The organism is Croceicoccus sp. Ery5, from assembly GCF_020985325.1.
Classification (GTDB): Bacteria; Pseudomonadota; Alphaproteobacteria; order Sphingomonadales; family Sphingomonadaceae; genus Croceicoccus.
The window spans coordinates 2445634-2463764 of record NZ_CP087587.1; the positions used below are offsets into that span (position 1 = coordinate 2445634).

The following is an 18131-nucleotide window of genomic DNA, read 5'->3' on the forward strand; positions in this document are numbered from 1 at the left end:
GTGGAATTCCTTGTCGCCAGCGCCATCGGCGTGCTGACGGCGGCGGGCATCTATCTGTGCCTTCGCGGGCGCACCTTTCCGGTGGTGCTGGGCATCGCCATGCTGTCCTATGCGATCAATGCCTTCCTGTTTTCGGTGGGCCGTCTGGTGGTGGACAAGCCGCCGATCTATGCCAAGGGCGCGGACTATACCGATCCGTTGCCACAGGCGCTGGTGCTGACGGCGATCGTCATTTCGTTCGGCATGACCGCGCTGGTCGTGGTGCTTGCGCTGCGCAGCTTTCTGGAAAGCGGCACCGACCATGTCGACGGCACGCCCGAGGATATCGACCTGACCGATGGCGAGGCCAATCACTGATGCTGACCATCGTTCCCATCCTGTTGCCCGCGATGATCGCCGCGATCACGCTGATCCGCGTGGTCCGCACGACGCGGCTGGCGGCGATATTGTCGCTGGCGTCCTCTGCCGCGCTGCTGGCCGTGGCCATCGCCCTGTTTGCCGAGGCTTCGGACGGGGTGATCCGCGTCTACCGGCTGGGCGACTGGCCAGCACCGTTCGGTATCGTGCTGGTGCTGGACCGGTTGTCGACCATGATGGTGCTGCTGACCAATGTGCTGGCGCTCTGCGTGCTGGTGCATGCGGTGGTGACGCAGCTTGACCGGCGCGGCTGGCATTTCCACCCGATGTTCCAGTTCCAGTTGCTGGGCCTGAACGGCGCATTCCTGACGGGCGACCTGTTCAACCTGTTCGTGTTTTTCGAAGTGCTGCTGATCGCCAGCTATGGGCTGATCCTGCACGGTCAGGGCGCGGCGCGGCTGCAGGCGGGCGTGCAATATGTGGTGGTGAACCTTGTCGGGTCGACCCTGTTCCTGATCGCGCTGGGTATTCTTTACGGCATGACGGGCACGCTCAACATGGCCGATATGGGCATGCGCATCGCACTGGCGCCCGCGGGAGACCAGCCGCTGATCCGCATGGGGGCGCAGATCATGATCGTGGTCTTTGCGCTGAAGGCCGCCTTGCTGCCGCTGCAATTATGGCTGCCGCGCGCCTATTCCAATACCTCCGCGCCGGTCGCGGCGCTGTTCGCGATTCTGACCAAGGTGGGCGTCTATTCGATCCTGCGCACCACCGTGCTGATCTTTGGCGCGGATGCGGGCGCGGTGGCCTTTGCGCCGTCGGGCTGGATGCTGCCCGCATCGCTGCTGACCATTCTGGCGGGCTTTGTCGGCGTGCTGGCGGCCCGGAACATGCGTCTGATGGCGGCCTTTGGCGTGATCGGATCGACCGGCACGCTGCTCGCGGCGGTATCGCTGTTCGAACCGGCCAGCGTGGCGGCGGCGCTGTATTACCTGCCGCATTCGGTGCTGTCGGGCGCGTTGATGTTCCTTGTCGCCGATCTGGTCGCCCGCGCGCGGGGCGAGGTGGACGACGCGCTGGTGCCCGAACGGCCCTTTGCGCGCATGGGGCAATATGGCGCGATGTTCATGCTGGCGGCGATCGCGCTGGCCGGCCTGCCGCCGCTGTCGGGCTTTATCGGCAAGCTGCTGATCCTGTCGGCCAGTGCCGATGCGCGTTTCGCATGGTGGATCTGGGCCGCGATACTGGGCGGGACCTTTATCGCCATCCTCGGCCTTGCCCGCGCGGGCAGCATCCTGTTCTGGAAGTCGCGCAACGGGGAAGAGGCATTGCCGCCCCGCGACGGCCTGTTGGCCAGCGCGCCCGCATTCGTGCTGATCGCCCTGCTGGCCGCCCTGACCGTGTTTGCCGGTCCCGTCACCCGCAACGCACAGGCGACAAGCGCGCAGATCTTCGCCGTGGGCAATTATATCGAGGCGGTTCTGGTCGACCAGCCCGATGCCCCGAAACAGGAGGGCAGCCGATGATGCGCCGCTTGTTCCCCCACCCTGCGCTCAGCGGGTTGCTGGTGCTGGTCTGGGTGCTGCTGGTCAACGATATCTCGGCCGGGACGGTCGTGATGGCGCTGCTGGTCGGGTTCTTCGTGCCGCTGTTCACCGCGCCCTATTGGCGGGACAAGCCGCTGATAAATCTGGGCTGGCCGCTGGCAGGCTATGTCGCGCTGGTCATTTGGGACATCGTGGTCGCCAATTTTCAGGTGGCCTGGCTGATCCTGTTCCGCCGCAACCGCGATCTCAACAGTTGCTGGCTGGTCATCCCGCTCGACATTCGCAAGCCCGAGGCGATTACCACGCTGGCGGGCACCATCAGCCTGACGCCGGGCACGGTTTCGGCCGATGTGTCCGCCGATGGCCACGCATTGCTGGTCCACGCGCTGGACGCCAGCGATCCCGAGGCAGAGATTGCCAAGATCAAGGCGCGTTACGAAAGCCGGTTGAAAAGGATTTTCCGATGAGCCCGATCATCCATTACGCCATTCTGGCCGGCTATTTCATGATCGGCCTTGCGATCCTGCTGAATGTGTGGCGCCTGTTCGCGGGGCCGACGCGGGGGGATCGCATCCTCGCGCTCGACACCATGGTCATCAATGCCATCGCATTGATCGTGCTGTTCGGGATCAGGGAAGGCACGACCATGTATTTCGAATCCGCCCTGCTGTTCGCCATGGTCGGTTTCGTGGGAACGGTGGCCTATGCCAAGTTCCTGCTGCGCGGCGATATCGTGGAGTAAACGGCATGACACTGATCGCCGATATTCTGATCGCCGTGCTGATCCTTGGCGGAGGTGCGTTTGCGCTGATCGGGTCGTGGGGGCTGGTTCGCCTCCCCTCGCTGATGACGCGGCTGCACGGGCCGACCAAGGCGACCACGCTGGGCGTGGGCGGGGTGCTGGTGGCCAGCATGATCTATTTCCCCGTCTATCACGGCCATTTCTCGGCGCATGAACTGCTGATCACGCTGTTCCTGTTCATTTCGGCCCCGATCACCGCGAATATGATCGCCAAGGCGCATCTGCACCGTCAGGGCACGCGGATCGATCCCAACCCTGCCGACGATATTCAGGAAGGCCTGCCCCAAAGCGATATCTGGGCCACGTTCCGCGCGAACCAGCCCGCTGGCAGCGCGGACGCAGAGGCGGAGGTTACAGACCCAGCACAACGCTGAGCCGCGTGCTGGTATCCCACGATACCGTGCCGGGGGCCGGATCGGATTCGTAGATCGTGTCGAACGACAGCCGCGCCGACAGATTGCCGTAAAGATCGCTGGTCACGGCCGTCGACGTTGTCAGCGTGCTGTTCGCCTCGTCCAGCACAAAGGCGATGCTCTCGCTGAAGGCCAGCGTGTCGGTGATGTCCCATTTGAAATCGGTATTGGCAAAGGCGCCCAGCCGGTTCTCGCTCTCGCCCGAAGTAAAGCGCGTCTGGCGCAGCGCGGGGCCCGCCGATGCTTCCCAATCGACATCATCGCTGTCGATGATCTGGTAACCGACGCCCACCACTTCGGTAAAGCGGCGGGAAATCCCCTGAAACCGGTTACGTTCATAGCTGAGCGTGCCGAAGGCGAAGATCGGGGAATCGGCAAAATCGCGGCGCGCGCGATAGGATGCGCCAAAGCGTTCCTCGGTCCGTTGGCTGTCGACTTCGCGGATATTGATGTCGCCCTTGAAGCGGTGTTCCCACAGATTGTCCTTGCGCGTCAGTTCCACGCCCGCGCTGACGCCCCATTCCTCGGTATTGCCGGTATCGAGGCTGGCGCCGAAACTGCCTTCCCCTTCCCAGCCTTTCAGATAGCGGGCCTCGTCCACTGCGGCCTTTTCCTCGTCCTCGATCGCGTCGATGATGTCGTCGATCTCGTCGCGATGGTCGGGATAGAGCCGCTTGGCGATATGTTCGATGCTCTGGCGTTCCGACGGTTTCGCCTCGCGGTAGATATTGGCCAGTTCGGCGGGCACACCCGATGCGGCATCCTGCGCCATGGCGGGCATGGCCAGCACGCAGCAGCCCCCTGCCAGCACCGCGCCTGCAACTGAACCGAACCTGCCCGAACCCATTATCGCCTACCCCGTGTCATTGCCATCAATGCCGACAGGGGTGCCGCGATCCGCGCGCGACTGCCATAGGGCCTTGCCCCGATGTTCGCGGGGGGAAAGGGACTAGGCGCGGGATTTCGGGAAAATGGCGCGCCCTGCAGGAGTCGAACCTGCGGCCTCAAGATTAGAAGTCTCGTGCTCTATCCAGCTGAGCTAAGGGCGCGCGCTGCGCTTCGCATAGCGGCGGTTTGACGCGGCTGCAATTGCCGCTATCGGTTGTTTTCATGGATCCCATGCCGCAACGCAGCGAAAGCGCCGGTCGCGCCCCTTCCCCGGCGTCCAGCCCTTCCCCGACCAATTTCCGCTATTACGATTTCGTCATGGCGGGTTTCGTCACCGTACTGCTGCTGTCGAATGTGATCGGCGCGGGGAAAGTCGCGGTGGTGGACCTGCCCGTCGTCGGCCTGTGGCCGTTCGGCGCGGGACTGCTGTTCTTTCCCGTATCCTATGTGATCGGCGACGTGCTGACCGAAGTATACGGTTACGGCGCGGCGCGGCGCTGTATCTGGGCGGGGTTCGGCGCGCTGGCCTTTATGGCGTTCATGAGCTTTGTGGTGGTCGCCATGCCGCCCGCGCCCGAATGGGGCAACCAGGCCGCTTACGAGGCTGTGTTCGGGCAAGTGCCGCGCATCGTGCTGGCATCGATCACCGCGTTCTGGGCGGGCGAGTTCGTGAATGCCTTTGTCATGGCCAAGATGAAGATCTGGACCAAGGGCCGGATGCTGTGGACGCGCACCATCGGATCGACCGTGGTGGGACAGGGCGTGGACAGCGCCATTTTCTATCCGCTGGCGTTTCTGGGCGCGGCGGGCTGGACGGGCGAGCTGGTGTTCTGGGTCGCGCTGACCCAATGGGTGCTGAAAACGGGGTGGGAAGTGGTGTTGACGCCGGTGACCTATGCGGTGGTCGGCTGGCTCAAACGGCGCGAAGGCGTGGATGTGTTCGACACGGACACCGATTTCTCACCCTTTGCGCATATCAGGAAAGCGGCGGATGCGACCGAAGGGCGCGACTAGCGCGCCCTTCAATCTGCGATAAGGCCGATGGCAAGATAGATCAGGATCAGCGAGCCGAAGCCCAGCAGGGTTCCCAGAACCCAGGCGATCCGGACCAGCGTGACATCGACGCCGAAATAATCGGCCATCCCCGCGCTGACACCCATCAGCTTGCCGCTCTGCTTGTTCAAATGGAACTTGCGCGGGGAATTATTCTTGCCCTTGGTCAGATTGCTCACGCCACGATCTCCGAACTGATGGTGCGGCCGGCGTTATCATGGTCGGGTGCAACGGTCACGCCGAACGCACCGGCCGAGACTGCAAGGGCGAGCACGAAGGCAAAGGCCTGCGCGGCGAAATTGGAATTCTTTAACATGGGTTCTGTCCTTTTACGTGTGTGAGGCGATCAGGCGATCTGCGCGGCGACGGGTGCGGCTTCTTCGTTGTGGTCGGGTGCAACCGTCACGCCGAAAGCGCTGACCGAGACGAGCAGGGCGAGTGCGAAGGCAAAGGCCTGCGATGCAAAGTTCGAGTTCGACATGGTGATAATTCCTTTCTGATATTCGTTTCTGTGTGTCTGGCGGGCCCCCTTGGCCTCCATGCCAAACACATTGCAGACACCGTGCCAGTTTGGAAAAATACGGTATTTCAACAGGATAGAATTTCCGGAATCTTTCGCGCAGATGAACGCTTGCCGATATTCGGGAAATTTCACCAATGTTTGGGAACCGGATTTCGCTTGGCGGCGGCAGGCCTGAAAGACTAGCGCGGCGGTTATGGCATTCGACCGCATCCAGCTTGCCGATTTTCGCAACCACCGCGCCACGCGGCTGGATGGTTCGGCGCGTTTCAACCTGCTGGTGGGCGCGAATGGCGCGGGCAAGACCAATGTGCTGGAGGCGCTGTCGCTGTTCACGCCGGGACGCGGGCTGCGGCGGGCGCAATTGTCGGAAATGGCGCGCGACGATGCGGCGGGCTTCGCCATCGGGGCCGATCTGGTCAGCGGGGTCACGCCGGTCCGGCTGGGCACCGCCTTACAGGCGGACGCCCCCAACCGGCGCATCGTGCAGGCCAGCGGCGCGCCCCTGCCCGCATCGCGGCTGGCCGAATGGCTGTCGGTCGCGTGGCTGACCCCCGCGATGGACCGGCTGTTCACCGATAGCGCATCGGGCCGCAGGCGGTTTCTGGACCGCATGGTGCTGGCGATCCGGCCCGAACATGCGATGCATTCGGGCCGTTATGAAAAGGCGCTGCGCGAACGCAACCGGCTGCTGTCTGCCGATCGCGGCCCCGATCCTGCGTGGCTGGAAGCGCTGGAAAAGGAAATGGCCGAGGCGGGTGCCGTCATCGCCGCCAATCGCGCCGCCGTGGTCGGGGAACTGTCCGCCCGCCTTGCCACCCTGCCCGAAGCGCCCTTTGCGCGGCCTGAAATCGCGGTCGATCCCGCCTCGCCCGCCGATGCGGACCGGCTGGCCGACACATGGCGCGCATCGCGCGCGGCAGAGCGCGGCGCGGGGCGAACCCTGTCGGGCCCGCACCGCGACGATCTGGCGGTGGTGATGGCAGGTACCGGCCGCCCCGCGGCCGATTGTTCGACCGGAGAGCAAAAGGCGCTGCTGATCGCGATGACCCTTGCCCATGCCACGCTTTCGAAATCGCAGGGAGCCGACGGGGGACGCCCGCTGGTCCTGTTGCTGGACGAGGTGGCCGCCCATCTTGACCCCGTCCGCCGCGCCGCGCTGTTCGAAAGGCTGGACGAAAGCGGCGCGCAGGTCTGGATGACAGGCACCGAACTGGCGCTGTTCGCCGGGCTGGAAGGCAAGGCCGCCGTGTGGCGCGTGGCTGGCGGCGTGGCTGAAAAAGCCTAAAGCGCCTCAATCCGCTCCTCGATCTGCTCCACCGTCTTGTCGACCATCGCATCGACACCCTCGGCCGTGGGGTGAAGCTGGTCCTGTTGCACCAGCGAACGGTCGAAAATCAGCGGTTCGATAAAGAACGGCACCAGTCCGGCATCGTATTTCTCGGCCAGTTCGGGGAAGATCGCGTCGAAGTTCCGGCCGTAATCGCCGCCCAGATTGGGCGCGGCACGCATGCCATAGACCATGACGGGAATGCCCCGCTGGTCGAGCGTGCGCAGGATCGCATCGAGGTTTTCGCGCGCCTGGCCGGCGGGCAGACCGCGCAGCATGTCGTTCGCGCCCAGTTCGACCAGCACCAGATCGGGCTGGCCCGCCATGGAATCGAGCACGAAGTCGATCCGCTGAAGCCCTGCCGCGGTGGTATCGCCCGACACGCCCGCATTGGTGATTGTCACGTTCAGCCCGCGCGCGCGCAGCGCATCCTGCAGTTTGGCGGGATAGGATTCGTCGCGGTCCAGCCGGTAGCCCGCGAACAGGCTGTCGCCGAACGCCAGCACGTCAATGGCGGGCCCCGACACGGTAACCGGTTCGCCCGCCGCCGCTTCGCCGGTTTCCTCTGCCGAACCGCATGCTGCCAGCAGAAATGCCACGCCGAGTGCCAAAAATCTTGCGACCACTTGTTACAACACCTTCTTTGTTACGCCCCCGTCCCTATGTCATACATCATGCTCGACACAATGACCGCTGCCTACCCCTCTCCCGCAACCGCCGACGAACAGCCTGCCATCGCCGCCAGCGGGCTGATGCTGGCTTTCATGAACGGGCGGGTCGAGGTGCCGATCCTGAAAGGCATCGACCTGACCGTGCCCACGGGGCAGACGGTGGCTCTGCTGGGCCCGTCGGGTTCGGGCAAAAGCTCTTTGATGGCGGTGCTGTCGGGGCTGGAACGCGCGACGGGCGGCACGCTGGACGTGGCGGGCGCGCAATTCGCCCGCGAAGGCGCCGCCGCGATGAGCGAGGACGAGCTGGCCGCCGCACGGCGGGGCCGCATCGGCATCGTGCTTCAGGCGTTTCATTTGCTACCCACCATGACCGCGCTGGAAAACGTCGCCACTCCGCTGGAACTGGCGGGGATGGACGATGCCTTTGTCCGCGCGCGGGCAGAGCTGGAAGCGGTGGGGCTGGGACACCGGCTTGACCATTACCCCGCGCAGCTTTCGGGCGGCGAGCAGCAGCGCGTGGCCATCGCCCGCGCCCTCGCACCCCGCCCCGCCCTGATCTTCGCGGACGAGCCGACCGGCAATCTCGACAGTGCGACGGGGGCCGACATCATCGACCTGCTGTTCGCCCGCCGCGCATCGAGCGGCGCGACCCTGTTCCTGATCACCCATGATCCCGCGCTGGCCGAACGCTGCCAGCGCGTGCTGGAACTGGCCGACGGGCGCATCGTGTCCGACCGCGCGGGCGCCGACCCGCTATGAACGGGACATGGGCGCGCTGGGCGCTGGCCTTGCGGCTGGCGCGGCGCGATTTTTCATGGCGGTTCCGCGGCCTGCGCCTGCTGATCGTATGCCTGTTTCTGGGGGCCGCGGCGCTGTCGGCCATCGGCACGCTGGAAGGCGCGATCCGCGGCGAGCTGGCGACGCGCGGGCAGGATATTCTGGGCGGCGACATCGAACTGCTCCGCTATGGCCAGCCCGCCACGCCCGACGAACTGGCCGCGATGCATAGGCTGGGTACCGTATCGGGCGGTGTGCGGATGCAGGCCATCGCCTCGGTCGGCAGCGGCGACGATGTGGTCGGCGCGCCGGTCCAGTTAAAGGCGATCGACGGCGCCTATCCGCTTTATGGCGAACTGAAGCTGGAAGACGGGCGCAGTGTCGGCGCGCCGCCGCGCGGGCAGGCATGGGTCGATCCCGGCCTACTCGACCGGCTGGACATTGATGAGGGGGCGACGGTCCGCCTTGGCGAAACGCAGGTCCGGCTGACGGGCCTGATCGCCAGCGAACCCGACCGGCTTTCCGAAGGGTTCTCGCTTGGCCCGCCGATGCTGATTTCGCAAGAATCGCTGGAGGATGCGGGGCTGGTGCAGACGGGGTCGATGGCGCGCTTCAAATATCGCGTCAAATTGCCCACCGATGCCGATGTCGACACGCTGGCAGAGGAATTCACCGCGCAATTCCCGATTGCCGGCTGGGATTTCCGCACGCGCGACCGCGCTTCGCCGGGGGCGGACAGGCTGATGGCGAATATGGGCCAGTTCCTTACCCTTGTCGGGCTGGCGGCGCTGTTTATCGCGGGGATCGGCATTGCGGGCGCGGTCACCTCGTGGCTGGAAAGCCGCCGCACCTCTATCGCCACGCTGAAGGTGCTGGGCGCATCGAGCGGGGATGTGATGCGCATCCATGTGGTGCAGGTCGTTGCCGCCGCGCTGGTCGGCGTGATCGCGGGGCTGGTGCTGGGCTATCTGGCGGTGCCCATTCTGGCCTCGATGCTGGAAGGCATGCTGCCGGTGGAAGCGCGGTTCAGCTTCGACCCGCTGGCATTGCTGCGCGCGGCCTGTTTCGCGCTGCTGGTGGCGCTGATCTTTGCCGCCCCGCCGCTTATCGCGGCGCGTGAAGTGACCGCGATGGCGCTGTTCCGGTCGGGCGCGAACGGGCGGGCGGCGGTGTGGCGCGCGGCAGCGCTGCCGGTAGGGATCGGGCTGGCGCTGCTGGTGGCGCTGGTCCTGCTGGGCGCGCGCGATCCGCTGCTCAATTTGTGGTTCATGGTCGGCGCGGCGGCGGTGCTGGGCCTGCTGGCCCTGATCGGTTTCGCGATCAGGCGCCTTGCCCGCCGCCTGCCCCGTGCCAAGGCATCGCTTGCCGTCCGCATGGGCATATCCTCGCTCGACCGGCCCGGCGCGCCCACCGTGGCGCTGGCGACGGCGCTGGGTTTCGGGCTGGCCGCCTTTGCCGCGATCGCATCGATCCAGTCCGCGCTCGACCGCTATGTCGAAAGCAGCGTGCCCGAGGTTGCGCCCGATTATTTCGTGATCGACCTGCCCAGCGCGGACGTGGCCCGGTTCGGCGATCTGGTCCAGCGGATCGCGCCCGGCTCAGCCACCCGCGCGGTGCCCAATCTGCGCGCCACGATCATCGCCTATGGCCCGCAGGACGCCATGACATATGTCGAGGATGTCGAGGATATTCCCGAAGGCGCATGGGCCCTGCGCGGAGAGCGCGGGGTGACCTATGCCAGCGCGGTTCCGCAGGGCAATACCATTGTCGACGGCGCATGGTGGAACGAACAGGACGGCGCGACGCAGGCGCTTGTCTCGGTGGACGAGGAACTGGCGCGGCCCATCGGGCTGAAGATCGGAGACCGGCTGCGCTATAGCGTGCTGGGCACAGAGCGGGAGGCCGTCGTCGCATCGATCCGCACCATCGAGTGGGACGATCTGGGCTTTAACCATGTGCTGGTGTTCAGCCCCGGCGCGATTGCCGATGCGCCGCATAATTTCGCCGCCACCATTTCGCTGGCGGATGGCGCGGACCGGCGCGCATTGCTGTCGTCGATGGTGCGCGAATTCCCCGGCAGCGCGGTGATAGAGGTTGGCGCGGTGCTGACGCAGGCACGCGATATTCTGGGCAGCATGGCAGCGGCGATCCTGGCGGCGGCATCGGTGACGGTGCTGGCGGGGCTGGCCGTATTGCTGGGCGCGATCGCGGCGGCGCGGGCGCGCGAAACCTATGAAACCGTGGTGCTGCGCGTGCTGGGTGCCAGCCGTGCGCAGGTTCTGGGCGCGCTGGCGTTGCGATATGCTTTGCTGGCGGGATTGCTGGCGCTGGTGGCGCTGGCGCTGGGCAGTGTGGTCGGCTGGGGCGTGATGACCGGCCTGTTCGACTTGCCCTTCCGGCCCGACTGGGCATTGGTGCTGTCGGTATTGCTGGGCGGGGCGGCGCTGGTGATCATTGCCGCCACCGCCGCCTCCATCCCTGTATTACGCGCCCGCCCCGCGAGTGCGCTGCGCTCGCTTTAGACCAATGTGTGAGCGCCTTGCGCTCGCTTTAGACGAATGGATGGGCGCGCTGCGCTCGCTCCAGTCGGGCGCGGTCCGGCATCAAACGCCGCGTGCTTCGCCTTCCTTGGGATCGGGACCGTATCTGTTGGGTCCGCGCGTCCCTTCCATCAGCATGAAGACCAGCACGATCAGCCCGCCGACATAGGGCACGAAATTGATCAGCACGAACCAGCCCGATTTGTCCTGATCGTGAAAACGGCGCACCTGCACCGCGATCGACGGGATCAGGATCGCCAGCCAGTAAAGCCCCAGCACTGCCATCAGCAGCCATGCGAACGGCCCGCCCGACGATCCGCCATAGGGATCCATCGAATAGCCCGTCGCCAGCAGCATGCCGCCCAGCACGAACACGACGATCGTGTTGAGCAGGAAGAACATCCAGAATTCCTTGCGCCGCGACCTGCCTTCGAAATCGAAATAGCGGCGCAGCGGCATCAGCATATAATCCATATCGGCATTCCCCCTATATCTGCATGGCCCGATTGCCTGCATGACCCGGTTTTCGTCATAACCGGCCTCTCCCGACCGGATTATTACTTGTATGTCCTGACGGCGCCATGATGACAGCGTCGCGGGCAACATGAATGCCCGCGCAGCGAATGTATAGGCTGTAATGAAAAGGGGCCGCACGCCACTGGCATACGACCCCTTCCTCTCCCCTGACACTCACGGTCAGATATCGTGATGATCCTGCAAGAGAATCAGAACTTGTACCGCGCGGTGATACCATAGGTTCGCGGCTGATTGGGATAACCCGAAAAGCTTAGCGGCTGGATCGGCGTGTCGAAGATCGACAGCAGATAGCGGTCGTTCAAAAGATTGCGTCCCCAGACCGACATTTCGAGGCCCATGTCGCTGACCCATGTCAGCGAGGCAGAGACATCGTCGACCTGGCGCGGGAACGGGCGCACCGCACCGATGGCGGCCTCCTGACCCAGATCGATAAAGCCCGGCAGCCCTTCGACCACCTGCACTTCGGATTCGTAGTGATAGGCGCCGCGCGCGATCAGCTGCGAGCCGTTGCCGAATTCATGCGTATATTGCGCCGATGCCGTCAGCGAGATCGGCGGAACGCCCGCCACCTGCGTGCCCGACAGATCGCCCACGCCCGAAACGGGGAAATCGACATATTCGGCATCGAGATAGGTGAGCGCGAGGCGCAGCATCAGCGGTTCGACGGGGAACATTGTGCCGTCGAATTCGAAACCCGTCACACGCTGCTCGCCCGCATTGGCCAGCAGAAAGCCGGTGCCGGTAAAGATGTTCGACTGGAAATCCTTGATAGACTGGCGGAAGGCCGCGAAATTGACCTGCGCAAGCCCCCAGTTGCCCTTGATCCCGAATTCGAAAACCTCCGACTCCTCGGCATTGGCATAGCGGCCGCCCGCGGTCAGGTTCGGCACAGCCTCTCCCGATGCGATCAGCGCCTGCCGGTCGGCCGCGGTCGGGCGGCTGTCGCGCGACAGGTTCACCGACGGCGGCTTATAGCCGGTGGCGTATGAGACATAGAGATTGACGCTGTCCGACAGATCATAGGCCGCACGCAGCGTAAAGGCGAGGTCGTCGTCCTTGATCTTGCCGCTTTCGACCGAATTGGGCACGTTCTGGAACGGCGGCAGGAATTGCAGCGCCTGCAAGGCCAGCAGCGGGTTCACATCGGGGTTTGCCGCATTGGCATCGGCATAGGCCTGCGATCCCGCCGAAATCAGCCCGAATGCCGCCGGATTGGCGCCCGCGAACGCGCCGATTTCCGCCGCCGTCGCCGGACGGCCCAGCATCAGCGCATCGCCGATGGTGGTGGACAGGGCCTGCTGGTAAATGCCGATACCGCCCACTTCGACCAGATCGATGGTCGAAAAAGTGTCGCTGGTATAGGTGTCGGTGGTGAACTTCTTGTTATCCTTGGTATAGTTCAGCCCCGCCGTCAGCGTCAGCCGGTCGGTCACTTCGAAATCGACCTGCCCGAAAATGCTGATCGCCTCGTTATCCAGCGTATAGGCTTCGTCCAGCCCCTGCCCGTCGCCGAAGAATTCGCCGATGAACTGGGTGGGATCGCCCAGCAGCGCGCCGACGGTCTGTTCGACGGTGTCGGCGGTGAACGCGCCTGCCGTCTGGCCCCGGATCAGCAGATCGGCATATCCGCGGAAATCGCTGCCCAACAGGACATTATTGGTCTGGTCGATCGATTCGTTGAAATAGAACGCGCCCAGCAGGATATTGGCAGGGCCGAATTCGCCCGTCAGCCGCAGCTCCTGCGTAAAGGTGCGGATCGCCAGATCCTGCGAGTTTTCGGAAATCAGATCGGCGCTGGTGAAATCGGAATCCTGATTGGTCACCGCGTCGACCCCGCGATAGGCCGTGATCGAGGTAATGCCGAAGGGGCCATAGCCGTAATCGATCTGGCCCGAGAAACCCCAGTTCTCGATCTCGTTCGTCGAGGCGAAGTTGGAATAGGACACATCGGCATAGGGATCGGCCGGGTCGGTGAACTGTCCGCCCACCGCATTCACCGCCGCGCCGGTAAAGCCGTTCTGCAACAGCACGGTGGCGCAGCAATCCTCGTCCGTTTTTTCATAATCGCCGATCAGGCGGATTTTGAACAGATTATTGGGTTCGAACAGCAACTGGCCGCGCGTGAACCAGCGATTGCGCTCGTTCGTGTCCTGATCCAGCGCCTCGTCGTGGATATAGCCGTCGCGCTTGTTGATCCCGCCCGCGATCGATGCGGCGACGGTGTCGGTGATCGGGCCGGTGATGATGCCCTTGGCGACCATGGCGTCGTAATTGCCATAGCTGACCTCGGCCTGACCGCCGAACTGGAACTTGGGTTCTGCCGTGGTGACAGAGATCACGCCCGCGCTGGCGTTCTTGCCGAACAGGGTCGATTGCGGGCCGGACAATACCTCGATCCTCTCCAGATCGGGAAGATCGTTGATGCGCGCGGCGCTGCGCGAGCGATAGACATTGTCGACGAACACGCCGACCGAAGGTTCGATCCCGGCGTTATTCGCGCCATTGCCGAACCCGCGGATGATGAAATTGGTATTCGCGCTCGACTGCAACTGGGTGACGCGCAGGGTCGGCACCTCGGTCGTCAGATCCTTCAGATCGCGGATTTCGGCGCGTTCCAGCTGGGTTTCGGTGGTCACGCTGACCGCAACGGGCACATCCTGCAGGCTTTGCGCCCGCTTGGTCGCGGTGACCACGATGTCATTGCCCCGATAGGCCCCTTCGTCATTGGCGGACGCAGCCTGTTCAGCGAAGGCCGGTTCTGCAAAGGCCGGTTCGGCATAGGCAGGTTCGGCCATTTCCGGTTCCGCCATATCGCCACCGGCGTCCTGCGCCATGGCAGGGCTGGCGGCGATGGCGGCAAGGCTGCCGCCGGACAGGACGATCATACGCACGGCGGAAAGGCCGTGACCCATGGATTTCATGCGAGGTTCCTCCACTCTCCACATATTCGCCCTGGCCCTATGGCGTCTTCGCCTTGGGATGGGACCGGACGTTCCGATAGCCCAAACCCTAGAAACTCTGCGGGTTACAGGCAATAATTGTTAGAAAGATACCCACCGCCTGCGCATGGTGCTGTGTCGCATCGGCAACAGGTAAAAGACTTGCTGCAATGCACACTCTGTTATAGGGGCGCGCGTGATTAGGGGCGCGGCCTTGCTTTTACCGGCAAGGCGCGCGGCATATTGCAGGGCAACCGGCCTTCCCTCGACCAGCAGACAGATGATTTATTGAAGAGGGACCAATGTCCGCCGACCTTCGCAATATCGCGATTATCGCGCACGTCGACCATGGCAAGACCACGCTTGTCGACCAGCTTTTCCGCCAGTCCGGCACGTTCCGCGACAACCAGCGCGTCGAGGAACGCGCGATGGATTCGAACGATCTGGAAAAGGAACGCGGGATCACCATTCTCGCCAAGCCGACCTCGATCGTGTGGGAAGGCCTGCGCATCAATATCGTCGACACCCCGGGCCACGCCGACTTCGGCGCCGAGGTGGAGCGCATCCTGTCGATGGTCGACGGCGTGATCCTGCTGGTCGACAGTGCCGAAGGCGCGATGCCGCAGACCAAGTTCGTGACCGGCAAGGCGCTGGCACTGGGCCTGAAGCCGATCGTCGTCGTCAACAAGATCGACCGTCCCGACGGCCGCGCCGACGAAGTGCTGGACGAGATTTTCGACCTGTTCGTATCGCTCGACGCCAATGACGAACAGCTCGACTTCCCCACGCTCTATGCCTCGGGCCGCAATGGCTATGCCAGCACCGATATCGAGGCGCGCTCGGGCGATCTGACCGCGATGTTCGAACTGATCCGCGATCACGTCCCCTCGCCCGGACTGGACGAGGAAGCTCCGTTCTCGTTCCTTGCCACGCTGCTGGACCGCGACAATTTCATGGGCCGCGTGCTGACGGGCCGCGTGCAATCGGGCACGATCAAGGTCAACGACCCGATCCGCGCGCTGGATGCCGACGGCAAGGTGATCGAAACCGGCCGCGCATCCAAGCTGCTGTCGTTCCGCGGCCTTGAACGCGTTCCGGTGGAAGAGGCCCGCGCCGGCGATATCATCGCGCTGGCCGGCATGGAAAAGGCGACCGTGTCGAACACCATCGCCGACCCTGCCGTGACCAAGCCCATCGCCGCCCAGCCGATCGATCCGCCGACGCTGGCCATGCGCTTTTCGGTGAACGACAGCCCCTATGCGGGACGCGAGGGCGACAAGGTCACCAGCCGCATGATCCGCGACCGCCTGAACCGCGAGGCGGAGACCAATGTCGCCATCCGCGTCACCGAATCGGCCGACAAGGACAGCTTTGAAGTGGCAGGTCGCGGCGAATTGCAGCTGGGCGTTCTGATCGAAACCATGCGCCGCGAAGGCTTTGAACTGGGCATTTCGCGTCCTCGCGTGATCTTTGCCACCGACGAAGACGGCAATCGTACCGAACCGTATGAAACCGTCGTGATCGACGTGGACGACGAATATTCGGGCACGGTCGTGGAAAAGATGCAGCGCCGCAAGGCCGACCTGACCGAAATGCGTCCGTCGGGCGTGGGCAAGACGCGTATCGCGTTCAGCGCCCCTTCGCGCGGGCTGATCGGTTATCACGGCGAATTCCTGTCCGACACGCGCGGCACCGGCATCATGAACCGCCTGTTCGAGAAATACGGCCCCTACAAGGGCCCGATCGAGGGCCGCCAGAACGGCGTCCTGATCTCGAACGCCACGGGCGAGGCTGTCGGCTATGCTCTGGGCGGGCTTGAGGAGCGCGGCATATTGTTCGTGTCCCCGCAGGAAAAGCTGTATGAAGGCATGATCATCGGCGAAAATGCCAAGCCCGACGATCTGGAAGTCAATCCGCTGAAGTCGAAGCAGCTGACCAACTTCCGTTCGACCGGCAAGGACGATGCGCTGCGCCTGACCCCGCCGACCCGCATGACGCTGGAACAGGCCATCGCCTATATCGACGATGACGAGATGGTCGAGGTGACCCCGCAGAACATCCGCCTGCGCAAGGCGCTGCTCGACCCGCACGAGCGCAAGAAGGCGAAGCGCAAGGTTGACGCGTAAGCCGTGAACCCCGCGCAATAATCCAAGGGAAAATTGCGCAACCAGCGGTGAAAACGGTCTAATTCGGGCCGGACGGTGGCCAAACGGGGCCTGCGGCGATATGTCGCGGCCCCATGGCTACTGGAACACTCATATCGCTCACCCTGTATTTCGTGCTGATGCTGGGCATCGGCCTGTTCGCGTGGAAAAAGTCGACCGACAGTTCGGAAGGCTATCTCCTCGGCGGGCGTAACCTGCCCCCGGCCGTCGCGGCGCTGTCCGCGGGCGCGTCGGACATGTCGGGCTGGCTGCTGCTGGGCCTTCCCGGCGCGCTTTATGCCACCGGCCTTGTCGAGGCATGGATCGGCATCGGCCTGTTCGTCGGCGCGCTGGCGAACTGGATCATCGTTGCCCCCCGCCTGCGCGACCAGACCGTCGCCTATGGCAATGCGCTGACGATCCCCGAATTCCTGGCCAACCGTTTTCCCGACCGCGCCATCGCGCTGCGTGTCGTTTCCGCGATCATCATCGTGCTGTTCTTCACCGTCTATACGGCGGCGGGCCTTGTCGGCGGCGGCAAGCTGTTCGTGTCGAGCTTTGCCGGACTGTTCGGCGATACCGGCCTGTCCGATTACATGACCGGCATCTGGCTGACGGCGGGCGTGGTGCTCGCCTATACGATGGTGGGCGGGTTCCTTGCCGTGTCGCTGACCGATTTCGTGCAGGGCTGCATCATGGTGGTCGCGCTGATCCTGATGCCGATCGTCGTGCTGACCAGCGACGGCGGCAGCGCCACGGTGGCAGAGGCTGTGCGCAATGTGGACCCGAATTTCCTGTCGCTGTTCTCGGGGCTTAGCTTCATCGGCTTCCTGTCGGCGGTGACATGGGGGCTGGGCTATTTCGGGCAGCCGCATATCATCGTGCGTTTCATGGCGGTGAAGGAAGGCGGGGTGAAGACCGCGCGCAATATCGGGATGAGCTGGATGTTCGTCTCGCTGATCGGCGCGCTGGGCGTGGGCATTCTGGGCCGCGCGCATGTCGAGCTGAATGGCCTCACGCTGGAGGATCCCGAAACGATCTTCATCCTGCTGGCCGACACGCTGTTCCACCCGCTGATCACCGGCTTCCTGCTGGCCGCATTGCTGGCCGCGATCATGTCGACGATCAGCTCGCAGCTGCTGGTCGCCTCCTCCTCTCTGACCGAGGATTTCTATCGCCTGTTCCTGCGCAAGAACGCGTCGGAGCGGGAGACGGTGAACGTATCGCGCCTGTGCGTGCTGCTGGTGGCGCTGGCCGCCATTGCCATTGCCGCCGATCCCGAAAGCGAGGTTCTGGGCCTCGTCTCCAACGCATGGGCAGGGTTCGGCGCGGCCTTTGGCCCGCTGATCGTGCTGTCGCTGACGTGGGACCGCATGACCGGTTCGGGCGCGGTCGCAGGTCTGGTGACGGGCGCGGTCGTGGTGGTCGCATGGATCGCCGCCGGTTTCGGCGACAGCTTCCTTGGCGGCCCCGGCGTCTATGAAATCATCCCCGGCTTCATCGCCGCGTGGAGCGCGATCGTGCTGGTCAGCCGCATGGGGTCGAGCGCGCCCGTCCCGCGCGCTGCTCAATAAGGAGCCGGACCGCATAAGAGACCGGACCGAACAGCT

General features: G+C 64.2%; 18 protein-coding genes and 1 tRNA gene. 11 read left to right on the forward strand and 8 right to left on the reverse strand.

The window, feature by feature from the left end; genetic code table 11:
- The 5 genes from LOZ74_RS11605 to LOZ74_RS11625 are packed head-to-tail and all read left to right on the forward strand — an operon-like array spanning position 1 to position 3083.
- The gene (locus tag LOZ74_RS11605) at positions 1-357 is read left to right on the forward strand and encodes a Na+/H+ antiporter subunit C (RefSeq protein WP_370638096.1); all 357 of its coding nucleotides are present in this window, start codon (positions 1-3) and stop codon (positions 355-357) included.
- A complete protein-coding gene (locus LOZ74_RS11610; RefSeq protein ID WP_230291339.1) occupies positions 357-1886 on the forward strand; it encodes a monovalent cation/H+ antiporter subunit D in 1530 nt (509 codons plus the stop codon). The genes LOZ74_RS11605 and LOZ74_RS11610 overlap by 1 nt, the downstream gene beginning before the upstream one ends.
- Entirely contained in the window at positions 1883-2374 is a 492-nt protein-coding gene (locus LOZ74_RS11615) for a Na+/H+ antiporter subunit E (RefSeq protein ID WP_230291340.1), read from the forward strand. Before LOZ74_RS11610 ends, LOZ74_RS11615 begins: the two co-directional genes overlap by 4 nt.
- Positions 2371-2649, forward strand: coding sequence for a K+/H+ antiporter subunit F (locus tag LOZ74_RS11620; RefSeq protein WP_230280731.1), 279 nt, complete (start codon positions 2371-2373; stop codon positions 2647-2649). Before LOZ74_RS11615 ends, LOZ74_RS11620 begins: the two co-directional genes overlap by 4 nt.
- Before the next feature lie 5 nt (positions 2650-2654).
- Entirely contained in the window at positions 2655-3083 is a 429-nt protein-coding gene (locus tag LOZ74_RS11625) for a Na+/H+ antiporter subunit G (protein WP_230291341.1), read from the forward strand.
- Here the strand turns inward: LOZ74_RS11625 and LOZ74_RS11630 are convergent.
- Together LOZ74_RS11630 and LOZ74_RS11635 are read right to left on the reverse strand one after the other, a co-directional pair.
- On the reverse strand, positions 3061-3969 hold the full coding sequence (locus tag LOZ74_RS11630; RefSeq protein WP_230291342.1) for a YdiY family protein: 909 nt from the start codon (positions 3967-3969) through the stop codon (positions 3061-3063). The genes LOZ74_RS11625 and LOZ74_RS11630 overlap by 23 nt on opposite strands.
- 125 nt (positions 3970-4094) lie before the next feature.
- A tRNA-Arg gene (locus tag LOZ74_RS11635) sits at positions 4095-4171 on the reverse strand.
- Between the two features lie 61 nt (positions 4172-4232).
- On the opposite strand from LOZ74_RS11635, the gene LOZ74_RS11640 reads away from it, so the two are divergent.
- The gene (locus LOZ74_RS11640; RefSeq protein ID WP_370638822.1) at positions 4233-5024 is read left to right on the forward strand and encodes a queuosine precursor transporter; all 792 of its coding nucleotides are present in this window, start codon (positions 4233-4235) and stop codon (positions 5022-5024) included.
- Positions 5025-5032: 8 nt separating this feature from the next.
- On the opposite strand, the gene LOZ74_RS11645 is transcribed toward LOZ74_RS11640, so the two are convergent.
- The 3 genes from LOZ74_RS11645 to LOZ74_RS11655 are packed head-to-tail and all read right to left on the reverse strand — an operon-like array spanning position 5033 to position 5796.
- A complete protein-coding gene (locus LOZ74_RS11645; protein ID WP_230291344.1) occupies positions 5033-5242 on the reverse strand; it encodes a PspC domain-containing protein in 210 nt (69 codons plus the stop codon).
- On the reverse strand, positions 5239-5379 hold the full coding sequence (locus tag LOZ74_RS11650; RefSeq protein WP_230291345.1) for a hypothetical protein: 141 nt from the start codon (positions 5377-5379) through the stop codon (positions 5239-5241). Before LOZ74_RS11650 ends, LOZ74_RS11645 begins: the two co-directional genes overlap by 4 nt.
- 30 nt (positions 5380-5409) lie before the next feature.
- Positions 5410-5796 (reverse strand): hypothetical protein, encoded by a 387-nt coding sequence (locus tag LOZ74_RS11655; RefSeq protein ID WP_230291346.1) that lies wholly within the window; start codon positions 5794-5796, stop codon positions 5410-5412.
- Between LOZ74_RS11655 and recF the strand changes: the two genes are divergently transcribed.
- Positions 5780-6871 carry a DNA replication/repair protein RecF gene (gene recF, locus LOZ74_RS11660; RefSeq protein WP_230291347.1) on the forward strand — a complete coding sequence of 364 codons (1092 nt, stop codon included), beginning with the start codon at positions 5780-5782 and terminating at the stop codon, positions 6869-6871. The genes LOZ74_RS11655 and recF overlap by 17 nt on opposite strands.
- Here the strand turns inward: recF and LOZ74_RS11665 are convergent.
- A complete protein-coding gene (locus LOZ74_RS11665) occupies positions 6868-7539 on the reverse strand; it encodes an arylesterase (protein WP_230291348.1) in 672 nt (223 codons plus the stop codon). The genes recF and LOZ74_RS11665 overlap by 4 nt on opposite strands.
- Before the next feature lie 60 nt (positions 7540-7599).
- On the opposite strand from LOZ74_RS11665, the gene LOZ74_RS11670 reads away from it, so the two are divergent.
- Positions 7600-8343, forward strand: coding sequence for an ABC transporter ATP-binding protein (locus LOZ74_RS11670; protein WP_370638823.1), 744 nt, complete (start codon positions 7600-7602; stop codon positions 8341-8343).
- Positions 8340-10883, forward strand: coding sequence for an ABC transporter permease (locus tag LOZ74_RS11675; protein ID WP_230291349.1), 2544 nt, complete (start codon positions 8340-8342; stop codon positions 10881-10883). Before LOZ74_RS11670 ends, LOZ74_RS11675 begins: the two co-directional genes overlap by 4 nt.
- A gap of 81 nt (positions 10884-10964) precedes the next feature.
- Here the strand turns inward: LOZ74_RS11675 and LOZ74_RS11680 are convergent, their stop codons facing one another.
- Positions 10965-11375: a DUF805 domain-containing protein gene (locus LOZ74_RS11680; protein ID WP_230291350.1), complete on the reverse strand. Its 411-nt coding sequence runs from the start codon at positions 11373-11375 to the stop codon at positions 10965-10967.
- Between the two features lie 251 nt (positions 11376-11626).
- Positions 11627-14359, reverse strand: a complete 2733-nt coding sequence (locus LOZ74_RS11685) for a TonB-dependent receptor (protein WP_230291351.1) — start codon at positions 14357-14359, stop codon at positions 11627-11629.
- Positions 14360-14679: 320 nt separating this feature from the next.
- Between LOZ74_RS11685 and typA the strand changes: the two genes are divergently transcribed.
- Together typA and putP are read left to right on the forward strand one after the other, a co-directional pair.
- Positions 14680-16503: a translational GTPase TypA gene (typA, locus tag LOZ74_RS11690; protein WP_230291352.1), complete on the forward strand. Its 1824-nt coding sequence runs from the start codon at positions 14680-14682 to the stop codon at positions 16501-16503.
- Positions 16504-16616: 113 nt separating this feature from the next.
- The gene (gene putP, locus LOZ74_RS11695) at positions 16617-18095 is read left to right on the forward strand and encodes a sodium/proline symporter PutP (protein WP_230291353.1); all 1479 of its coding nucleotides are present in this window, start codon (positions 16617-16619) and stop codon (positions 18093-18095) included.
- Positions 18096-18131 lie beyond the last annotated feature (36 nt).